The following is a 21086-nucleotide window of genomic DNA, read 5'->3' on the forward strand; positions in this document are numbered from 1 at the left end:
GGTTACTTTCAGCCTCTTGTGATATGGCTTCCACAGCCTTTTTCTAGGTTATATTGGCGTTCTTTATTTTCTGTCCGATTTTTGATGCGTTCATCGATGATATATTTTCCTGCCAGCATCAAACCTAATCCAATAAAAGCCCCCGGTGGCAAGATGGCGAGTAGGAAAGGGGAGTCCAGATGAATTATTTCAATACGCAGTGATTTGGCCCAACTACCCAGCAATAAATCCGCACCATCAAAAATCGTCCCGTTCCCCAAAATTTCTCGCATGGAACCCAATACGAATAAGGCGAAAGTGGCTCCCAGCCCCATTGAAAGGCCATCAATCGTCGAATGGTAGATCGAATTCTTTGACGCGTAGGCTTCGGCACGGCCAATCACGATACAGTTAGTCACAATCAGGGGAATAAAAATACCCAATGATTCATAGAGTCCGAAAGCAAAGGCATTGATTAACATCTGGACAGCGCTGACGACAGACGCGATTATCATCACATAAATTGGGATACGGATTTCATGAGGAACCCAGCGACGTAAGGCTGACACTGCCATATTGGTACTCACTAAAACCAGTGTTGTCGCTAATCCTAATCCCAGAGCATTGGTTGCCGTGGAGGAAACGGCCAATAAAGGGCAAAGCCCTAAAAGCTGTACCAATGCGGAGTTATTTTTCCATAGTCCCTGAATAAATAGATTTTTAGCTTCATTCATGATTATTTCTCTTCACAAGTTGGCAGGGAAGAAAGTTGCGTTGGCACTGTTTCCAGATAAAGCGCTGTTCGTTTAACGGCATTGACAACAGCACGTGGTGTAATGGTGGCACCGGTAAATTGGTCAAACTCTCCGCCATCTTTTTTGACTGCCCAGTTGTGATCGTCCTTTGACATGATTTTTTTGCCAGAGAAAGCATAGATCCAATTGGAAATTCTGGTCTCAATTTTGTCGCCCAAACCAGGTGTTTCATGGTGTTCAGTGACACGAACACCTAGTACGCCACCAGAAAAATCAGCGCCAACCAGTAATTGAATTGCCCCTGAATAGCCATCAGGGGCCGTACTTTCTAACGCAGCGGCGACCGGAACGTCTTTTTTACGGGCGAGGTAAAGACGGTGAGGCAGTTCATTGCCTAAAGCATTGTTTGTCACTAGATAGCATTCATTTTGCAGATCATTGTCGTATAAAGCAGGAGAAACAACTTGATCCAGCAATACTTTATGCTGCAAAGCAACCTGTTCGGCGATCCGATCCTTTGTTAATGAATAAACAATTGCGGTTAACCCTGTCGTACAAGCCGCGAAAATTGCAAGGGTAATACCGTGACGACGCATAGTTTCTAACATAGTACTCTCCCTTTTCCTATTTATGGCCGTAAGCACGAGGCTGGGTATAATGGTCAATAAGTGGTACACATATGTTTGCCAGTAATACCGCAAATGCAACAGCATCAGGATAACCACCATAAACACGAATTATCCAAATAAGCCCCCCAATAATGGCCCCGTAAATCAAACGACCTTTTGGTGTTGTTGATGCGCTAACGGGATCAGTCGCAATGAAAAATGCACCTAACATGGTTGCACCGGAAAAGAGTTGCAATAAAGGTGGTGAATAACGAGTAGGCTCAAAGAGCCAACTAATCAATGCACAAATGCCCAGTGACAAAATAAATGCAGTTGGGATTTGCCAGTTAATGATTTTTCGGTTGAGCATAATCAGGCCGCCAACCATATAAGCAACGTTAACCCATTGCCAGCCAATGCCTGCTAAAACTCCTTGTAATATAGGTTGTTGCAATACATCATCAATATGGTGAGTCAACCTGCCAGTTTTGAAACTGTCCAACGGTGTTGCTTGACTTAATCCATCAATGCCTTGTTGCAGTTGTAACAAAGTAGAGCCATTTGGCGTATGTCCTGTGAAAATGACCACCAAGCTATCCCATGGCGTTAAAGTGAATGTCTGCAAAGATTCTGGGGGCAGCCAACTGGTCATTTGGACAGGGAATGAGATCAACAGAACGACATAGCCAATCATGGCAGGGTTAAACGGATTTTGCCCAAGTCCGCCATACAGATGTTTAGCAATAATAATAGCAAAAAATGTGCCTAGTATGATTAGCCACCATGGTGCTAATGGTGGCAAGCTAATACCTAAAAGCAATCCTGTGACTAAAGCAGAGTTATCTTTGAGATAGGGCAGTATTAGTTGTTTTTTCAATGCGATAGCAGCAGATTCAGCTAATAATGCGGTAATGACAGCCAATAAGATCTGGAATAAGGTTCCTGAGCCAAAGAAATAGCTCTGGACAGCAATACCGGGTATGGCAGCTAAAACCACCCAAAGCATGATCTGGCTGGTGCTTTTTTGATTGTGTGTAAAAGGCGAACTCGCGACTTTTAGTTGGTTGTTGTCAGTTTTTACTGGCCTAAATTTCATCGATAAATTTCACTATTCAGTTGTAACTTTTTCTTGAGCTTGAGCGGCTTTTTTAGCTTTGGCCCGCGCAATAGCTGCCGCGACAGCCGCTTTACGGGGATCGGTTCTTCCGGTTCTCGGAACCCGTTGGGGGAGAGCGATTCAGGTTGGCCCGCGCAATAGCTGCCGCGACAGCCGCTTTACGGGGATCGGTTTCTTCCGGTTCTTCGGAACCCGTTTGGGGGAGAGTCGATTCAGGTTGGCTTTGTGCGGCTGCTTTTCCTTTTTTAGCTTTGGCCCTGGCTATTGCAGCGGCGAGGGCAGCTTTACGCGGATCATTATCTTCAACCGATATTGATGTATCTTCTTCATTTAAGCTTGTGGTAATTTTTTCTGCCTGATGAGTACGCAACTGTTCTTTTCTGGCCTTACGTGCCGCAATTGCTGCCGTATTGTCAGGTAATTGGCCTGCTTGCACAATGATAGATTCGCCTGTATTTCCCTGTTTTTCCTTCGCACGGGCGAGAGCGGCTTGTACAGCACTTTTATCATTGCTATTTACTTGAACAGCCGCTTTCTTATGACGTTCTTCACGCGCCAATTTTTCCCGTTCCATACGTGCCTGTTTGGCTTCAAAACGCATCTTAGCTTCAGTAGAGCGGCGTGCTTCTGCTTCTATTGCCCATATTTCAGCTTTTTCCTGTCGGTAGTATTGAACCAAGGAAATATTACTTGGGCACACATAAGCACAGGCGCCGCATTCAATACAGTCGAATAAATGGTGATTTTTGGCCTTTTCATGTTCTTGCCCACGGCTGAACCAATACAATTGTTGTGGTAACAATCCAGCAGGGCATGCTTCAACGCATAAACCGCAGCGGATGCATGCTTCTTCAATGACTTTGGGTTCCATCTCTTGTACCGAAGGTGCAAGAATACAGTTACTGATTTTGACGATGGGGACATTCAAATCAGGTAAAGTGAATCCCATTAATGGTCCACCCATAATGACCATTTGTTCTGATCCAGGGTTAAATCCGGCTTGTTGTAACAGGAAGTGAACGGGGGTACCGAGGCGAGTCCAGAAATTACCGGGAGAAGTGACAGCTTCGCCTGTTAGCGTAACTACACGTTCGATTAACGGCTCGCCATCAATAATAGCTCGCTTTATCGCTACGACTGTTCCCACATTTTGCATAAGAACGCCGATGTCAGAAGAACGACCGCCAGAAGGTACTTCTTTTCCGGTCAGGATCTTGGTCAGTTGTTTGGCGCCACCAGAAGGATATTTTGTTGGAATGACGCACACAATAATGGACCTATCACCATTAAGTGCTGCGTTTAAGGCATTAATTGCTTCGGGTTTGTTATCCTCAATACCGATCAACACCTGCTTTGGATTAAGCAAATGTATCAAAATACGGATACCCGCAATAACCTCTTGCGCATGTTCCTGCATTAAACGGTCATCAGCGGTGATATAGGGTTCACACTCAGCCGCATTGATGATCAACGTCTTGAGATTGTGTCGTCCGCCTTTAAGTTTTGTTTCGGTAGGAAAACCAGCACCACCTAAGCCAGCAATACCAGCTTGTTGAATGCGTTGCAATATTTCATTGACATCCAGAGTGGTGTAATCAGCGACTGGGTTACGTTCTCCCCATTGGTCTTTACCATCAGGACGCAACCGGACACACAATTCTTTTAGCCCAGAAGGGTGAGCCGTAACGTAAGGCTCAATTGCAATAATTACCCCGGATGTGGAAGCATGAACAGGTACTGTTCTGCCCATTCCAAACGTTAAAGCTTGGCCTTTCAGCACATTATCACCCACTTTAACCCGCAGTTCGCCTTCTGGCCCCAAATGTTGCTGTAAGGGGATGATTAATTCATTCGGCAATGGAGCATGGCGTAATGGGGTACGGCTAGATTGCAGTTTCATTTCTGGTGGATGGATACCACCAGCAAAATCCCAGATTTTATTTTTGTTAAGCAAGTTGAGCAGATTAAACATGGGTTTTAACCTCATCAGGCTTAACAGAAGTGAACAAAGTAGATTCTGGTGTCACGGGAATATTTTTTACTGGGATGGTGTTTAAATCCCATTTCCAATTTGAGGTAGTAGTAGCAACGGGGATCATCGTAATGCAATCTGTTGGGCAAGGTGCGACACATAGGTCACAACCTGTGCAGAGATCTTCAACAACCGTGTGCATGGCACGGTTTGCACCAATAATGGCATCTACAGGGCAAGCCTGAATGCATTTTGTACAGCCTATGCAATTTTCTTCATCAATGAAAGCCACTTTTCTGGCTGGATTTTGAACGCTATCGTCGCCATCCAACGGTTGTGGATCAACACCCAGCAATTCAGAGATTTTGATCATAACTTGCTCTCCACCGGGGGCGCATTTATTGATCATCTCGCTATTATTGGCAACCGCTTCAGCATAGGGGCGACAACCAGGGTAACCGCACTGTCCACATTGACTCTGGGGTAATAGATTGTCGATATTTTCAACAATCGGATCTTCTTCTACTTTAAAACGACGAGCAGCAAAACCAAGGATTAGGCCAAAGGCTAATCCGAGTATGCTTAACACGCCGATAGCAACCCATAATGACATCATTAGAATTTCACCAAACCACTAAATCCCATAAATGCGAGGGACATTAACCCTGCTGTAATAAGCCCTATTGATGAACCACGAAATGGGAGAGGAATGTTGGCAACGGCCAGGCGTTCCCGAATGCCGGCAAATAGCACCATGACGAGCGAAAAACCCGCGGCAGCGCTGAAGCCATATACAGCAGATTGTAAAAAATCGTGGGATTGATTGACATTCAGTAATGCAACACCAAGTACAGCACAGTTAGTTGTAATCAGTGGCAAGAAAATTCCTAACAAGCGATAAAGTGTCGGGCTGGTTTTGCGGACGACCAGTTCAGTAAACTGAACGACAACCGCAATAACGAGAATAAAGCTCAGAGTTCGCAAATAAGCCAAGTCAAGCGGGACAAGAATGAATGTGTTTACCAGCCATGAACAAATAGAGGCCAGGGTAAGAACAAAAGTTGTGGCCAGCCCCATACCGATGGCGGTTTCGAGTTTTTTGGACACACCCATAAATGGGCACAGACCCAAAAATTTTACTAAAACAAAGTTATTGACCAAGACTGTGCCAATAAATAACAAAAGGTATTCAGTCATTGCTATACCTGAAAATAAGATATTGGAAAATGGAACACTGCTTACATAGTTTGAGTAGAAATTCCCCACCTGAATGTGGGGAAGTGGGGCAATGATAACAATCAATTGTGGGGTATGTTATCGATCTTGTGTGAAAGTCATTTTCACCCGATGGGAGCGTTTAATATAAGGAATGAAAACGGCAGCCGCCAGTAATGGCCATAATAGGGAACGTATTGCCATTTCATCAGAAATAGGAGAAAAGGCAAAAGTTTTTATGGCTATCAGCACAGAAACCATCAGCCACATAATAAAAATACGTGGGAATCGTTTCGAACGAATAAAAAGTAGTTTCAATACCCATACAGTAAAACACCACATCATTGCCGTGGTTAATACTGAGGCATACCACAACACGGTAAAACTCCCCCCTATTTGATGAATAGCTTCATTTTTATGGATAAACGTCATTATATATAACAGTAACATCAAACTGGCAGCAATTAATGTCATGATCAGATATGCAGCAGGCGCTAATAACCAGCCATTAATACGGTAATAATCATTGGACTGATACATAAGAAGTTTTCACTCCATCATGAGTGTTTTTGATATTCGGAAAATGATTATAGGAAAAAGAGAGTAATAGTGGAATCAGGATTATTTGCTAACGTGTGAGAGGTGGTGATACTTTCTGATGCCTGATTTACGATATACGATCATTTTTTAGAGGCAGTTATGAGTGATTTTTTAAAAGTTGCTTTGGTAGGTTATGGCTATGCAAGTAAAACGTTCCATGCGCCATTGATTGCAGGAACATCCAATATTGAATTGGTTGCTATTTCCAGCAGTGATGCAGATAAAGTTAAAAAAGACTGGCCAACAATATCAGTCGTTTCTTCACCGGAGGAACTCTTCCGTGATCCCAACATTGACCTTATTGTGATCCCAACTCCAAATGATACTCATTACCCATTGGCACAACAGGCATTGGCGGCAGGTAAACATGTCATCGTTGATAAGCCTTTTACCATTACGGTAGAACAAGCCCAAGCATTGAAAAAGCAAGCGGAAGAAGCCAATTTATTGCTATCTGTATTTCATAATCGTCGCTGGGATTCTGGTTTTCTGACGGTGAAATCAATTATTAAAGAAAATAAATTGGGAGCACTAAAATATTATGAAACCCATTTTGATCGTTACCGTCCCGTTGTTCGTCAGCGCTGGCGTGAAGCGGCCGGAGTCGGGAGTGGTATTTGGTATGATTTAGCTCCCCATTTACTGGATCAGGCCGTCCAACTTTTTGGCAAACCACAAGCCATCACAACAGATTTGGGCATGATGCGTCCGAATGCAGAGACGGCGGATTATTTTCATGCCCAACTTACCTATCCTGATTTGAAAGTTGTATTACATGCAACTATGCTCGCAGCGGCAGAATCACCTATTTATACATTGCATGGTATGGCTGGCAGTTATACTAAGTATGGGTTGGATACTCAGGAAGAGCGCTTAAAGGCGGGGGAAAGACCACCACGGGCAGACTGGGGATACGACGCACGGGATGGTTATGTGACGTTGTCACAAGATGATAACTTGGTTACTAAAGTTATTCCTACTGTACCTGGCAATTATGGTGATTATTATGCAGCTATTCGTGATGCGATTTTGTTTGGAAAACCGAACCCTGTGACTGCCAGCGAAGCTATTTTGATTATGAAGCTGATTGAAGCCGGTGAAAAATCGGCAAAAGAGCGGCGCACAATCTTAATTGACTAATTAAACGGTGGCAGGTGGGGTAAGGGGGCTTATATTGATGAACGTGTTGCAAAAATTAAGAATTGATCCTTTTTTAGTTATATTGATTGCTGTGGTCATCATTGCATCGTTTTTTCCTTGTGAAGGTGAAGCTAAAAAGTGGTTTCAGTACTTAACAATGGCCGCTATTGCATTGTTATTTTTTATGCATGGAGCGAAGTTATCCCGTAATGCCATTTTGGCAGGAATGGGGCATTGGCGGTTGCACTTGGTGATTTTCACTAGCACTTTTATTTTGTTTCCCATACTGGGAATGGGATTAAGTTTCATCGTGCCAGAGTGGATGTCACCAACGGTTTATATGGGTTTTCTTTATCTTTGTGCTTTACCTGCCACGGTGCAATCGGCTATCGCTTTTACCTCCGTTGCCGGGGGAAATGTTGCTGCGGCAATATGCAGTGCTTCCGCCTCAAGTCTATTAGGCGTATTCCTGTCTCCATTATTGGTTGGTTTTTTGATCCAAACTCATGAAGGCGCTGCCCAAACTGATACCTGGCAAGCGATAAAAGATATTATCTTACAGTTGATGGTGCCTTTTATTGCTGGACACTTATCGCGTCCTCTGATTGCCGGTTGGGTGGAAAAACATAAAAAATTGGTCAATATGACCGATCGTTCTTCTATCTTGCTGGTGGTTTATGTTGCATTTAGTGAGGCGGTGGTGGAAGGTATTTGGCATAAAATCGATGCTTATTCACTTCTTATGATTGGGATCGTCTGCTGTGTTTTATTAGTTATCGTACTAATAATTAACATATATAGCTCGCGTCTGCTGGGGTTTAGTAAAGATGACGAAATCACTATTGTGTTTTGTGGTTCGAAGAAGAGCCTGGCGAATGGTGTGCCAATGGCAAATGTATTATTTCCCGCGCCAATGGTCGGTGTGATGCTGTTACCGCTGATGATTTTCCATCAGATCCAATTAATGGTTTGTGCTGTCCTTGCACAGCGTTATGCGCAGCGCCTAAAAACAAAAAAGGCAGAGTAGTTTTCTGCCTTTGGAACAATTTAGCATAAATAATGTTTCTTAGCGGTTGGCGACTTTTTCTTTCAGTGCCTGTTTTTCTGCTTCACTAAGGAATGCAGTTGCCAAGCCATTAATCTGCGCCTGTCGGATCAGCGCTGGAGACAAGCCCGCTGCCGGCGCAGCAACGTTATACTCATGACGAATTTCAATGCCTTCTACTGCCGGATCATCGGTATTAATTGATGCCGAAATCCCATGCTCAAGAAATTGTTTCAGCGGATGAGTTTGCAAAGAACTGACTGTGCTGGTTTGCAGGTTTGATGTCAGGCAGGATTCAATACCGATGCCATATTCAACCAAATAATCCATTAGGGCTGGATCAGTGATTGCTTTGACACCGTGACCAATGCGAGTTGCCCCCAATTTACGAATAGCGTGCCAGATGCTTTCCGCACCTGCGGCTTCACCTGCATGTACGCTAATATTCCAACCAGCGTCACGCGCTTGGATAAAATGTTGCTCAAAGAGATGGCCAGGGGATCCTAATTCATCACCGGCCAGATCTAATGCGGTGATATGGTGTTTATGAGCAAGAAGTCCAGCGAGTTCTTCGGTGCAAGCTTTTTCCCCAAATGTTCTACTCAGAATACCAATTAAACGGATCTGAATATCATGTTGCTGGCCTGCTGAGTGAATACCATCAATTACTGCTTCCACAACACCTTCAACGGGAAGTTGGTGCTTCATAGCCATGTAATAAGGGGAAAAACGCAGTTCAGCGTAATCAAGACCCGCATTGACCGCATCTTCAACGTTTTCAACAGCGACCCTGCGGCAAGCTTCTAAATCGGCAAGTACAGTCACACCCCAGTCCAATTTTTGCAGGAAACTGACAAGGTTAGGTTCATTTTCAATGATTTGGACATGGGGACGTAATGCATCCAGCTCATAAGCTGGGAGTGGGATATTATGTTGACGAGCAAGATCCAAAATGGTTTCGGGACGGATATTACCGTCAAGGTGACGGTGTAGATCGGTCAGTGGAAGCTGTATGTCAATCATTTTCTTATCCTTCTTATCAAATTTTATATATACAAAAAAGCCAGCCAACGTGTTGACTGGCAGGAAAGTGAAAGCACTATTGATAGCTTAATGTTAGCGATGTCTTAGCTGAGGAGGTTTTTTAAACCTAACCATTTACTTTCTTGTGGAAAACCCCAAAGTCGGGTTCTGGTTATTTATTATTATGACAGTTAATTAACTGTACACTTATTCAACGGCAGGAAGTTCAGCTTTGGCATCATCATGCTGATTTTGTTCACCATCTGCATCATCATGGGACCCTGCAAGGCCATTATCAAGCAGGAATTGATGTAAGCTGGACTCTTTGTCGTTTAATTTGACTTTATTATTGGTGTAGTGAAAGTTGAGGCCAATGATATCGTCTTTATCAGTAAGAATTTTGTCTTTAACCCCTTTTTGAGTGATCATTTTAACTTGTTGTTCTGCTTGAGCTTCTGCGGCAGCTTTATCCTGACCATCTAGCATCGCTGACTGCGTAATAGATTCTATCAACATGGCTTTCGGTACATTAATGTGCAAGGACAACTCTTGGACCAGGGTACGAACCATCTCTTCCGGCTCCATGAGTTGCAATGCACTTTTATCTTCAGGAATGTTTTGTAAGGAAAGTTTGAAATCTACTGAACTCTCGCCTTTACTGTTTTTCCAGCTAAAAGGAGAAATGCTAAATTGTGGATTGTTATTCAGGAGGAGATGTAAGTTACTGAGTACCGTCAGGGAAGTCGTATCATAAGATATTTTATCTGTAGTCAAGGCGGCTTCTGCCGCATCATTATAGGCTTGGGTAAATTTACGTACAGACTGACCATCGAGTTTTTCCATACCCAGGGCTAACTTACCAGAGCCAAACTCGATATTCTCAATTTTTACACCATCAATGCTATAAACGATTTTGATGTTCAGATTGTCTTTGTCCTCACCTAAATTGGATGTCACTTTTATTCCCTTAAGAGCGATATTTGGCTCATTAGGAATTCCATTCATACTGAATTCGCCAATATTGTAGCTTTGATCTCCGGTATAGATATCAAATTTACCTTTTTCATTATTTCCTTTAAAATCAATACCTTTAAGTGAAACTATCTCTTTTTTGGCAGGATCACTAAAAGACAATTCATCACTTTTGACTGTGAAGGAAAATTCACTTAGATCATGATTAACGTCGGCACTGATTTTTGCGCCTGAAAATGACAGAACCCGTTGGTCACCATTTTCAGCCGTTTCCGTATGATTAATCGGGATCAGTTCAATGTTAGCAGAGAGCACGCGGCTATAACTGACCTTAGCATCTAAGTTAAACAGTGATTTTTCATTTGTGATATTAAATAGTTTTTCCAACGCATCATTTTTTTCCAGTTCTGCGTGGACAGAGGCCAGTTGGGGTATCAGGTTGAATTTCTTCAGGTTAGAAATCGGAAATGGCCCATGATCAATTTTCGATTTGAAAATGATTTCTTCATTTGGCGGGATATCGGCATTTTTTACACCATTCTTGATGTTTAGGATCAAACGGACATCGGAGCTGAAAATACCTCGTTTGAAATCTTTTGCTTGCCATTCTATGCCACTTTCAGGAAGCGATTTCACCAGTTCAGTGTTTGCCTGTTTTATGAAGCTATCTAAACGATCTTCAAGTTTCTTACCTGTATACCATGATGCTCCTGTCCATACAGCACCCATAGCAACAACAACGCTTATTGCAACTAACGATTTTTTCATGTGGAAATCCCATCCTTTTAACGCGTTATGCGTTCTGTATTTATGTCAAAATTCACTGAAAAATATGATTAATAACCCATAAAAATAATCATAACCATATTTATATAATAAAATTAATTAGATACTCTGGCTATTCTCCCCTTACCATAAACAGTTACGGCTTTTTCAATAGCAGGCAAGAAGATTGATTCACCTGAGAGTAATTTTAACTGCTGCTTATTAGTGCTGATAACTGCTTGCCCTTCAACACAAAATAGAACCGATGCTGAATCATTTTCCAATGAGATTGGTTGTTCTGAAACAGAATAAACAGAAAAACAAAAATCATTAACAGGAACAGGATAATTCAGCGCACCTTTTTCCTGCCTTGGCTCGGTTAGCAAAGTATCGGCAGCTTTTGGAATAAAATCCAGATTAGCCATTAATTCAAGGATATCAATATGCTTACTGGTTAAACCGGCACGCAACACATTGTCAGAATTGGCCATAACCTCCAAGGCGACGCCATCAAGATAGGCATGGGGAGTGCGGGCATATAGAAACATCGCCTGACCAGGTTCGAGTTCAACGACATTGAGCAAGAGTGGTGCAAACAATCCATTATCATCGGGATAGAAAAAGGTTATTTGTTTGATAGTATCCCACGGTTCGCCCTGATGACAGTTTAATGCTGACTTTAAGACAGCCATCGCCAACTGTTTTTGTTCGCCTTGCATATTCAATAACTGTGAAAACAGAAACGACAGATTTTGTTCAGTCGGTTGCTGGAGGAATGTTTGAATATCTGGATGCGCGGCAGAAACATTATTCAGTAATTGTGCGATCTCAGATAAAGGTCTGAAAGCATTCATGGCCTTGAACGAGGTCAGTGCATAGACCAATTCAGGTTTATGATTATCATCTTTGTAGTTGCGTTGTGCTGAGTTTAACGGTATCCCTTGTGCATTTTCTTTGGCAAAACCTATTTCTGCGGATGTCTTATCAGGATGCACTTGAATAGACAATGGTTGAGCTGCACACAATACTTTGAACAAGAAAGGCAAGCGCTGGAATTGCTGGGCTACTTTTCCTCCAAGGTATTTCTCTGGTTCTTGGTCGATCAAAGTACTCAAGGCGCCAGTTTCACCCGTTTGAGGGTCCGTTACCAGTGAACTACATTTTGGATGTGCTCCCATCCATAATTCTGCCATTGGCTGATTATCCGAGTTCTCGATACCATAAATATCCGTCAGAGCGGTTTTACTTCCCCAGTCATAATGTTGGATTTTGTTGGTCATTTTCAGCATGGCGGAATTTCCTATAATAATAAAAGGTAACTTATTTTTATGACAACAATACAATAAACACGGTTAGGTCGCATTATCGATAATAAATTTATGGCATGATAAGCGAATGCCGACTAATTTATCCGCAAAGTTTGTTCCGGCGTATTCAATTATTCTGTGTGCTAAGGAGATAGTAATGGCAGCCACTCGCATTGAAAAAGACTCAATGGGACCTATTGAAGTACCTGCTGACCAATTATGGGGAGCGCAAACTCAGCGCTCACTGGAGCATTTCCGTATTTCTCAGGAAAAAATGCCTGTTGCATTGATTCATGCGCTTGCATTGACTAAACAAGCTGCGGCTAGCGTCAATATGGATCTGGGCCTTCTGCCTAAAGAACGTGGCGAAGCAGTCATCGCTGCAGCGAAAGAGGTGTTGGAAGGCAAGCACCCAACAGAATTCCCTCTTGCTATCTGGCAGACCGGTTCGGGAACTCAAAGCAACATGAATATGAATGAAGTGTTGGCGAACCGTGGTAGTGAGATCCTTGGTGGTAAAAGGGGCAATGAACGTCTGATTCATCCTAATGATGATGTTAACAAGAGCCAAAGCTCTAATGACGTTTTTCCAACGGCCATGCATGTTGCAGCAGTGACTGCATTACGTGAACATCTGTTACCAGAGTTAAAAGTACTACAAAAAACCCTGGCAGATAAAGCGGAAGCATTTAAAGGCATTGTAAAAATTGGCCGTACTCACTTACAAGATGCAACTCCATTAACCTTAGGTCAGGAAATTTCCGGCTGGGCAGCCATGTTGACACATAACTTGAAGCACATTGAAGAGAGTATTCCTCATGTGTGTGAACTGGCTTTGGGAGGTACTGCGGTAGGAACGGGTCTGAATACACATCCTGAGTATGCCGTTCGTGTTGCGCAGAAAATTGCTGAATTATCCGGTCATCCTTTCGTCACTTCGCCAAATAAATTTGAAGCCCTGGCAACTTGCGACGCGCTGGTTCACTCACACGGTGCATTGAAAGGTTTGTCTGCATCATTGATGAAGATTGCTAACGATGTTCGTTGGTTGGCTTCTGGCCCTCGCTGTGGTATTGGTGAGATTGCCATTCCTGAAAATGAGCCAGGCAGCTCCATCATGCCAGGCAAAGTGAACCCAACTCAGTGTGAAGCGATGACCATGTTATGTGCCCAAGTGATGGGTAACGATGTGGCAATCAACATTGGTGGTTCGTCTGGTAACTTTGAATTGAACGTATTCCGCCCAATGGTTATCCATAACTTCTTGCAATCTGTTCGCTTGCTGGCGGATGGTATGCGTAGTTTCAATGAGCATTGTGCTATTGGTATTGAACCTAATCGTGATCGCATCACCCAATTGCTGAATGAATCACTGATGCTGGTAACAGCATTAAATACTCATATTGGCTACGATAAGGCTGCTGAAATTGCTAAAAAAGCACATAAAGAAGGCCTGACGCTGAAGCAGTCAGCACTCCAGTTAGGATATTTAACGGAAGCTGAATTTGATGCGTGGGTTCGTCCAGAAGATATGGTTGGCAGCATGAAGTAAACTTGCTATATAAGCAAAAATGAAAAAAACCGGAGAGCATTTACTCCGGTTTTTTATTTCTCAGATTTCTTTGTAGAGATGTAAGCGGGGAATGACCAACTCAAGTGGCTTCGCTTTGGGTTTATACTTATGTTTAATTGCGTTGGCATTGTAGTTGGACAAGGTGCCGATTTTGGGTTTGATTTCACTATCCTCTGTGTAGAAAACAATTACAGGAACCGGGCAGGCATACTGGACTTGCTTTTGTATTTCTGAATACCACACACGGGTAATAGGTTGCACTTTTACTGGTCGTTTGATTTTCAATACCACATCATCGGGTAATTTTTTAATATCTGTAATCTCCAATGCCACCAATGCTGCCCATTGATCACTGGAGTAGGGTGGGACTGCTCTGCCCGCATTGTAGCTTTTCTCCAGCCTTTCCAAAATTTGTTGTTTGGTGACTTTATTAATGATGTTCTTATTAGCCCACCCAAAATTAATGGAATCAGGGTTTAATAGAGGAGTGATAGTGCGATAGGCATTCAGGGTAATAAGACCACGCAAATGATCATGAACAAATTCAAATCGTTGTTCTTTGCTGATACCTGATTCTTTGGTAACGATATTTTCTAACTCTATTTTTAATTGGTTGACTTCATTAATGACTTCCATTGCTTCTTTATATTGCTGGTGGTTAACAGCAAAACACAAGGCGCCAGGCAGGCGGCTCGCCGCTTTACTGCTGACATTAGGATTATTATGGTGTATGAATAGCTTCTGATAGAAGTGTAAACCTATATTGAGCGCTTCATTTCCCTGTAGCTGATTGACCATAATTTCGGTTATTTGTTCATGTTCTTCACCTTTTTCAATTTTCGGTAATTTAAATACCCGTGCATCAATCAGCCGATAACTCATTAACAATTCAACCAGTTCAGATAGCTTTTCTTCTTGTTTTTTAAAGCAAGTTGTGAGTGATTCTATTGAAAAATATTTATTCATGATTGTTCTCAAGCATATAAAGTCTTATTTAGTTACAACATATATTTAATATAAAACCAATCACAAACAATCTACAACCTAACACCCCAAAAGCCAATTAAAAAAGAAAACGCCTATTGCGAAATAATTTAACATTGTGATAAAAAATCAATAACACGTTAATTGAAAATTAGATGATTGACAGAGTAGGTCATACACCAAGGTCGTTAAATATGAAAAGATTAATTAAACCAATAAATTCCTTTAAGAAAGTGATCGATGCATTGTTACCATACTCCGACTTGATCACTGATGATTTATCAACACAAGAAAAAGTGATTAAAATAGACAGTGAATTTGCTAAGTTTTTTTTATTAGAGCAAGGATATATCAATATGCGCAGAATCAACGACAATTTAATCATTGCTACACTTTTTTCACCCTATATTATCGGTTTATCTTTCTATTCTGGAGCAGAAATCTATTATTCCATTGAACTGGGGGAAAGTTGTAAACTTTATCAAATTCCTCGGGTTAGTGCATTGAATGCCATAAAGAAGCATGATCTCTATAGAGAATGGATGAGAATAATTTCCTATAAAATATCTTTCTTATATGCCAGAGATATTAGCCTCTTCCGTCATGGCAATAAGGAAGTCGTGTGTAGTTTGTTATCTCGTCTGATGACCTTACCGACAGAATTCAGAGAAAATATTACGGCAATTAAATATATAGAACAAAGATGCACACTTTCACGCAGTTGTATACAACGAATGTTATTCTCTCTAAAAAAAGAAGGATGCATTGAAATTATTGATGGATATTTAATAAAAGTTTTAGTGTTACCGATTGAATCCTATTATTAAAAATAATATTTCAGGTATCAGATAAACAGTGAATAATTCAGATTATTTTAAATATCCTGCTTAAAAAAGCCGACATTTATTATTTAAATCAAATTGATGTCGGCCGCTATATTTTATTGTTTTGGTAATTTATTGAGTCTTAAACCTAAAAAAATAGCAATTATCATTAATAATGAAATAAATGCAGCAACGCCGTTCCATGCAAAATAGAACCAGAATACTCCACCTAATGTTCCTGCAATACTGGAGCCAGAATAATAACAGAATAAATAGAGTGATGAAGCTTGTGCTTTGGCGCGCTTGGCTCTCTGTCCTATCCATCCACTAGCAACAGCATGAGCGGCAAAGAAGCCCGTTGTCAATATCATCACTCCCAGTATTACTGCCCAGATAGGGGAAAATAGGGTGATTAAGCAACCAATTAGCATCATACCAATAGCTGCCAACAATACTTTTCCTCTTCCATGCTTGCTTATTAATCCACCGGCTTTAGTTGCGCTGTAAGTTCCTGTTAAGTAGACGACAGATAACAAACCAACAATAGTCTGGCTTAAATGATAAGGTGCTTCTAATAATCGATAACCAATATAGTTAAACATAGTGACAAAACTTCCCATAAGCAAAAAAGCTTCGGCAAATAGCAGGGGAAGACCTTGATCACGGAGGTGTAGCTTCAAATTGATAAGTAATGATTTAGGTTTTAATGAGCTGGATTTAAAGTGCCTGGATTCCGGTAACATCTTCCAAAACGCAATAGCGGAGATTAAAGCAAATGTACCAAGTAAGATAACGGCAATCCGCCATGAATAGTGATCAGCAATCACACCAGTAATCAAACGTCCACTCATTCCCCCTATTGAATTACCACTGATATAGAGACCGATAGATAAGGCTACATAACTGGGATGGATCTCTTCACTTAAATAAGTCATCGCAACAGCGGCAACACCACTTAATGATAAACCCACTAGTGCGCGCATAAACAAAATCCCGTGCCAACTTGTTACGACAGAGCTTAAAAGAGTAAAAATGGCGGCGGCAATAAGTGATACTACCATGACATGTTTACGGCCAAGTGCATCGGATAAAGGACCTGTTATTAATAGACCGAGGGATAACATTCCGGTGGAAAGGGATAAAGCCAAACTACTACTGGCCGGCGAGATGTCAAATTCATCTGACAAAATTGGCAAAATGGGTTGAACAAAATAGAGTAATGCAAATGTTGCCAGCCCTACGGCAAAGAACGAGAGAGTGACTCGCAGGTATACAGCATCTTCACGTTGAATGTAAGGCTGTTTACTTTTGTATCCTTGATTAATCGTGTTTTCAACATCTCTTTCGACGCCAGAGACTGCTGATTTTTCACTGACGCTTTGGATTGTATTCACGCTACTTCCTTATCTATGTAAAACAAACGTTAATTACTTGATGTAGATCAAGGATAGAAATTCATGAATATTTTGTCTAATATATTAATCATTCATAATGATATGTTTAAAGTATCAATGGGGTAATAAATAATGACTGCTAATATTGAACTCAGACACCTACGTTACTTCATTGCTGTGGCAGAAGAGCTGCATTTTGGACGTGCAGCAGAACGATTAAATATTTCACAACCACCATTAAGCCAGCAGATCCAAGCACTGGAAGCGAATATAAATGCCCAATTACTGGTGCGTAATAACAGAAATGTTAATTTAACACCTGCCGGACATATGTTCTTCAGGAAGCCTATCAAATCATTTCCCAAGTTGATGCGGCAGCAACCAAAGCTGCCAGAATGCAGCAAGGGGAGTTAGGGGAAATATCGATTGGCTTTACATCCACCACACCTTTTATGCAAAAAGTAACACTGAGTTTACGTCAATTCCGGGAACGTTATCCTGATGTTGCCATCCATATGCATCAAATGAATACTAAGCAGCAAATAGCGCCTTTGCAGACAGGCAGAATCGATATAGGGATTATGCGTAATACGTCATTGCCCGATAACCTGGAACATCAGTTACTCTTCCGCGAGCGCTTTATGTTGGCCGTATACGATGATCATCCTCTGCTGAAGTACGCTAATGAGGGCGTGAATTTGGAAATGCTATCTGATTATCCACTGGTGTTTTTTGAGCGTGATGTAGGAACGGCATTGTATGATGAAATTATTTCCTTATTGGCTAATGTGGGAGTGGTTCCAACGATTTCTCAGGAAGCGGGGGAAGCCATGACGATATTAGGATTAGTCGCTGCGGGATTAGGAGTAAGCATTATTACGGAATCGTTTACCCGAATGAAACTGGATGGAGTTCAATATCTGCCTTTAGCAAACAATCCTGCCTACTCCGAAGTTTGGTTGGTTAAACATAAAAATTACAATAACAGCGCGGCGGCAGATCGGCTAACTCATCTCCTGATTTCAAACATTGTGGATGAAGTTAATAGATGAAATTGTTCACCAAAAGTAATATTCACGATAAGTTCGTGTGAAAGATCACATTTCTACCTTAAACGGATATCTTCTCGTTTAAACAGAGAAATAATCGCCATTATTAATTTTTTAGCAGCGTAAATTTCTCAGTTTTAGAAGACGTCCTGCTGTTGGGCTGAAAGTAAGCAAGGATAACCCCATCACGCAAAACATTGAGCTAACGCAACCCCTATCTTAAACACATCCTCTACACTCTAACCTTGCTCGTTAAAGAGAGTAAGTAACCGGTCAATCTATTCTGTTATTACGGAAAAATGAATTTATGTTAACGCGCTTATTTGTTACAGGCACGGATACCAACATCGGTAAAACAGTTGTTACCCGCGCATTATTGCAAGTCTTTAATCGTGAAGGAACAACCGCAGTAGGATATAAACCTATTACGACAGAAAAACATGAAACCCCGGAGGGAATACGTAATCGTGATGCATTAGTCATACATAAATCTTCACCGGTACAAGTGGATTATGAAGAAATCAATCCTGTTGTTTGGGAAAACAATTATGAAGAAGAAAATCGTGCTGATTTTACTCAAATGACAAAAGGTCTGAGAAATTTAGGCTATAAAGCTGATCGTGTCATCATTGAAGGTAACGGTGGTTGGCGTATGTTGCTGGAAGATGAAACGTTTTATTCTGATTGGGTAGTGCAAGAGAAACTCCCCGTCATTTTGGTAGTTGGTATTCAGGCAGGTTGTGTTAGCCATGCTATTCTAACGGCGCAATCTATCATGAATGATGGTGTACCCCTGATTGGCTGGATTGCTAATCGCATCAATCCAGGATTAGCACACTACGCCAAGGTATTGGAAAGGTTACGGCGTCACATACCCGCTCCACAGTTGGGGGAAATACCTTATCTTTTAAGGCCCGAAGAACGCGACTTGTCTTGCTATCTGGATATTTCTGCGATATCGGCATTTGATGATTAAAAGAGAATAAAAAGGGAGCTGATTACGCTCCCTTTTCCGAAAGTCAGAAAGAATATTACTCTTGACCTTTCTTATCATGAGAAAGACGGACATAGACTATTTTTTGTTTACCATAATCACAATGACCAACAACTTTTCCACTTGTCGTATTGTTTTCAGTAACTTGATCACTAGGAACTAAGTCAAGTCTAAAATCCGTTGTTGAAACACCATTTTTAATGATCTTCTGCGCAATCTCTTCTTTCAAGTTTTCACATGTTATCTTTTGCGAAGCCTGAGATGCTTGCACTGTAAAGGAAGAAAGCGCAAAAAACAAAGCTCCGGTCAGTAGGATCTTTTTCACCATCATCTCCTTATTTTGATGTCGGTGTTGATTTTATTAAGGTTTAATCGGGTGACCTGTATTGATATCCAGACAACGTTTTGTGCTCGGTTCCCAATAAGCATTAATATCGACACTTTTTAAACAGGCTTCACGATTATCAGCTTCCATTTCATACTTATCAAACTCTTTTTCTTTACGTTTGTCCGCTTTATAGCGCAATTTTCTCTGTTCATTCCATTCTTCTTTGCTTTGACGAGCCATTTCTTTGCTCAAGGAAGTTTCTCCACCATTGATGGTTACACACGTACTTTCTGATGCACATGGCGTAGAGAATGCGGACGTCTGCCAAAAGAGAGAAAATACCAGAGCAATAGCAGAAACACTTTTAACAATCAAAGAACGAACGTTCATTTTTGAACCTCTTTTACTATGTTACTTAAACTATAAGACTAAGCCATTTAACGAAACAGCTAAAAAAACTATTAGTCTCTATATACACTTAAACCCGTGAATGACTGACAAACTGGCATCATTTCCAATATATTAATATTGACGCGAGAAGGCAGGTTAGCAACCCAAAATACCGCTTCTGCAATATCGTCCGCTGTCAATGCATCGGTGCCTGCATAAGTTTTATCAACTTTTTCCTGATTGCCTTTAAAACGAACATGAGAAAATTCAGTTCCTTCAACCAGACCAGGTTCAATATCGGTGACTCGGATATTCTTTCCATGTAAGTCAGCTCTCAACCCTAAACTAAATTGTTTGACAAAGGCTTTAGTAGCACCATATACGTTACCGCCGGCATAAGGCCAATTTGCTGCGGTGGAACCAATATTAATAATGTGTCCATGATTGGCTTGTACCATATTAGGCAACAAAGCCCGCGTCATGTTCACTAATCCTTTCGTATTGGTATCAATCATTGTTTCCCAGTCATCAGGGGTAGCTTGGTAAGCGGGTTCTAACCCTAACGCAAGTCCTGCATTATTCACAAGAACGTCTACATTACGTAGGCTATCTGGTAATTGTTGAACAGTTTGCTCGATTGCAGTACGATTTCTCACATCAAGTTGGATGGGGTGGAAGTTCTCACCCAATTCATTTTTCAACTGATCTAATCTATCCTTACGGCGTCCTGTTGCAATAACGATGGAGCCATGTTTGATAAATTTTCTTGCAATTGCCTCACCAAAACCAGAAGTTGCTCCTGTCACAAAAACAATCATAACTATCCTCTTATCTGCAATTTATTATCGTAATGTCCATATTAGTAGAAAAAGTTGTTTCTCATTAGTCAAGGTTAAATTTTTTCATTTGCATTTAATTTATTTTTTTAATATATGCATGCAACTTCAAGTTGCAATTTACAGCACTATATGAAAGCACACACATCTTGAAGTTAGATTGGTATATACCACTCGTCTTTCAAAATTCGTCTTATATCTTCCCCGCTTCGCGTG

Annotated in this window: 19 protein-coding genes and 2 pseudogenes; 6 read left to right on the plus strand and 15 right to left on the minus strand. The window is 41.4% G+C overall.

Annotation, left to right across the window (positions count from 1 at the left end):
- Nucleotides 1–8: 8 nt before the first annotated feature.
- From ACSJJG_RS09730 to ACSJJG_RS09760, 7 genes and pseudogenes are all read right to left on the minus strand, one after another.
- Entirely contained in the window at nt 9–713 is a 705-nt protein-coding gene (locus ACSJJG_RS09730) for an electron transport complex subunit E (RefSeq protein ID WP_481089242.1), read from the minus strand.
- Nucleotides 714–715: 2 nt separating this feature from the next.
- A complete protein-coding gene (gene rsxG / locus ACSJJG_RS09735; protein ID WP_481089243.1) occupies nt 716–1342 on the minus strand; it encodes an electron transport complex subunit RsxG in 627 nt (208 codons plus the stop codon).
- A 16-nt stretch (nt 1343–1358) separates the two neighbouring features.
- Nucleotides 1359–2438: an electron transport complex subunit RsxD gene (rsxD, locus tag ACSJJG_RS09740; protein WP_481089244.1), complete on the minus strand. Its 1080-nt coding sequence runs from the start codon at nt 2436–2438 to the stop codon at nt 1359–1361.
- 12 nt (nt 2439–2450) lie between these two features.
- Nucleotides 2451–4431: pseudogene (gene rsxC, locus ACSJJG_RS09745) on the minus strand (electron transport complex subunit RsxC).
- The gene (gene rsxB / locus ACSJJG_RS09750; RefSeq protein ID WP_481089245.1) at nt 4424–5047 is read right to left on the minus strand and encodes an electron transport complex subunit RsxB; all 624 of its coding nucleotides are present in this window, start codon (nt 5045–5047) and stop codon (nt 4424–4426) included. The pseudogene rsxC and the gene rsxB overlap by 8 nt, the downstream one beginning before the upstream one ends.
- Entirely contained in the window at nt 5047–5628 is a 582-nt protein-coding gene (gene rsxA / locus ACSJJG_RS09755; protein WP_047770938.1) for an electron transport complex subunit RsxA, read from the minus strand. The genes rsxB and rsxA overlap by 1 nt, the downstream gene beginning before the upstream one ends.
- Nucleotides 5629–5745: 117 nt before the next feature.
- Nucleotides 5746–6186, minus strand: coding sequence for a DUF2569 domain-containing protein (locus ACSJJG_RS09760; protein WP_481089246.1), 441 nt, complete (start codon nt 6184–6186; stop codon nt 5746–5748).
- A 159-nt stretch (nt 6187–6345) separates the two neighbouring features.
- On the opposite strand from ACSJJG_RS09760, the gene ACSJJG_RS09765 reads away from it, so the two are divergent.
- Together ACSJJG_RS09765 and ACSJJG_RS09770 are read left to right on the plus strand one after the other, a co-directional pair.
- Nucleotides 6346–7386, plus strand: a complete 1041-nt coding sequence (locus tag ACSJJG_RS09765) for an oxidoreductase (RefSeq protein WP_481089247.1) — start codon at nt 6346–6348, stop codon at nt 7384–7386.
- Between the two features lie 37 nt (nt 7387–7423).
- Complete coding sequence (locus ACSJJG_RS09770; protein WP_481089248.1) at nt 7424–8413, plus strand: bile acid:sodium symporter family protein; 990 nt, start codon at nt 7424–7426, stop codon at nt 8411–8413.
- Nucleotides 8414–8452: 39 nt separating this feature from the next.
- Here the strand turns inward: ACSJJG_RS09770 and add are convergent, their stop codons facing one another.
- From add to manA, 3 genes are all read right to left on the minus strand, one after another.
- Nucleotides 8453–9454, minus strand: coding sequence for an adenosine deaminase (gene add / locus ACSJJG_RS09775; protein WP_481089249.1), 1002 nt, complete (start codon nt 9452–9454; stop codon nt 8453–8455).
- 207 nt (nt 9455–9661) lie between these two features.
- Nucleotides 9662–11194 carry a YdgA family protein gene (locus ACSJJG_RS09780; protein ID WP_481089250.1) on the minus strand — a complete coding sequence of 511 codons (1533 nt, stop codon included), beginning with the start codon at nt 11192–11194 and terminating at the stop codon, nt 9662–9664.
- 113 nt (nt 11195–11307) lie between these two features.
- Nucleotides 11308–12480: a mannose-6-phosphate isomerase gene (gene manA, locus ACSJJG_RS09785; RefSeq protein WP_481089251.1), complete on the minus strand. Its 1173-nt coding sequence runs from the start codon at nt 12478–12480 to the stop codon at nt 11308–11310.
- Between the two features lie 175 nt (nt 12481–12655).
- Here manA and fumC point away from each other — a divergent pair, with 175 nt between their 5' ends.
- A complete protein-coding gene (gene fumC / locus ACSJJG_RS09790) occupies nt 12656–14050 on the plus strand; it encodes a class II fumarate hydratase (protein WP_481089252.1) in 1395 nt (464 codons plus the stop codon).
- A gap of 60 nt (nt 14051–14110) precedes the next feature.
- On the opposite strand, the gene tus is transcribed toward fumC, so the two are convergent.
- Nucleotides 14111–15037 (minus strand): DNA replication terminus site-binding protein, encoded by a 927-nt coding sequence (gene tus, locus ACSJJG_RS09795; RefSeq protein ID WP_481089253.1) that lies wholly within the window; start codon nt 15035–15037, stop codon nt 14111–14113.
- A 212-nt stretch (nt 15038–15249) separates the two neighbouring features.
- Here tus and ACSJJG_RS09800 point away from each other — a divergent pair, with 212 nt between their 5' ends.
- Nucleotides 15250–15882, plus strand: a complete 633-nt coding sequence (locus ACSJJG_RS09800; RefSeq protein ID WP_481089254.1) for a helix-turn-helix domain-containing protein — start codon at nt 15250–15252, stop codon at nt 15880–15882.
- A 113-nt stretch (nt 15883–15995) separates the two neighbouring features.
- On the opposite strand, the gene ACSJJG_RS09805 is transcribed toward ACSJJG_RS09800, so the two are convergent.
- On the minus strand, nt 15996–17273 hold the full coding sequence (locus ACSJJG_RS09805) for an MFS transporter (protein ID WP_481089255.1): 1278 nt from the start codon (nt 17271–17273) through the stop codon (nt 15996–15998).
- 132 nt (nt 17274–17405) lie between these two features.
- On the opposite strand from ACSJJG_RS09805, the pseudogene ACSJJG_RS09810 reads away from it, so the two are divergent.
- Nucleotides 17406–18325: pseudogene (locus ACSJJG_RS09810) on the plus strand (LysR family transcriptional regulator).
- A gap of 304 nt (nt 18326–18629) precedes the next feature.
- On the plus strand, nt 18630–19298 hold the full coding sequence (gene bioD, locus ACSJJG_RS09815; RefSeq protein WP_481089256.1) for a dethiobiotin synthase: 669 nt from the start codon (nt 18630–18632) through the stop codon (nt 19296–19298).
- 55 nt (nt 19299–19353) lie between these two features.
- On the opposite strand, the gene ACSJJG_RS09820 is transcribed toward bioD, so the two are convergent.
- From ACSJJG_RS09820 to ydfG, 3 genes are all read right to left on the minus strand, one after another.
- On the minus strand, nt 19354–19644 hold the full coding sequence (locus ACSJJG_RS09820) for a DUF1161 domain-containing protein (protein WP_481089257.1): 291 nt from the start codon (nt 19642–19644) through the stop codon (nt 19354–19356).
- Between the two features lie 33 nt (nt 19645–19677).
- On the minus strand, nt 19678–20034 hold the full coding sequence (locus ACSJJG_RS09825; protein WP_481089258.1) for a DUF1283 family protein: 357 nt from the start codon (nt 20032–20034) through the stop codon (nt 19678–19680).
- Between the two features lie 71 nt (nt 20035–20105).
- On the minus strand, nt 20106–20852 hold the full coding sequence (gene ydfG / locus ACSJJG_RS09830) for a bifunctional NADP-dependent 3-hydroxy acid dehydrogenase/3-hydroxypropionate dehydrogenase YdfG (protein WP_481089259.1): 747 nt from the start codon (nt 20850–20852) through the stop codon (nt 20106–20108).
- Nucleotides 20853–21086 lie beyond the last annotated feature (234 nt).

The sequence above is a fragment of the Xenorhabdus sp. SGI 60 genome (assembly GCF_056632175.1).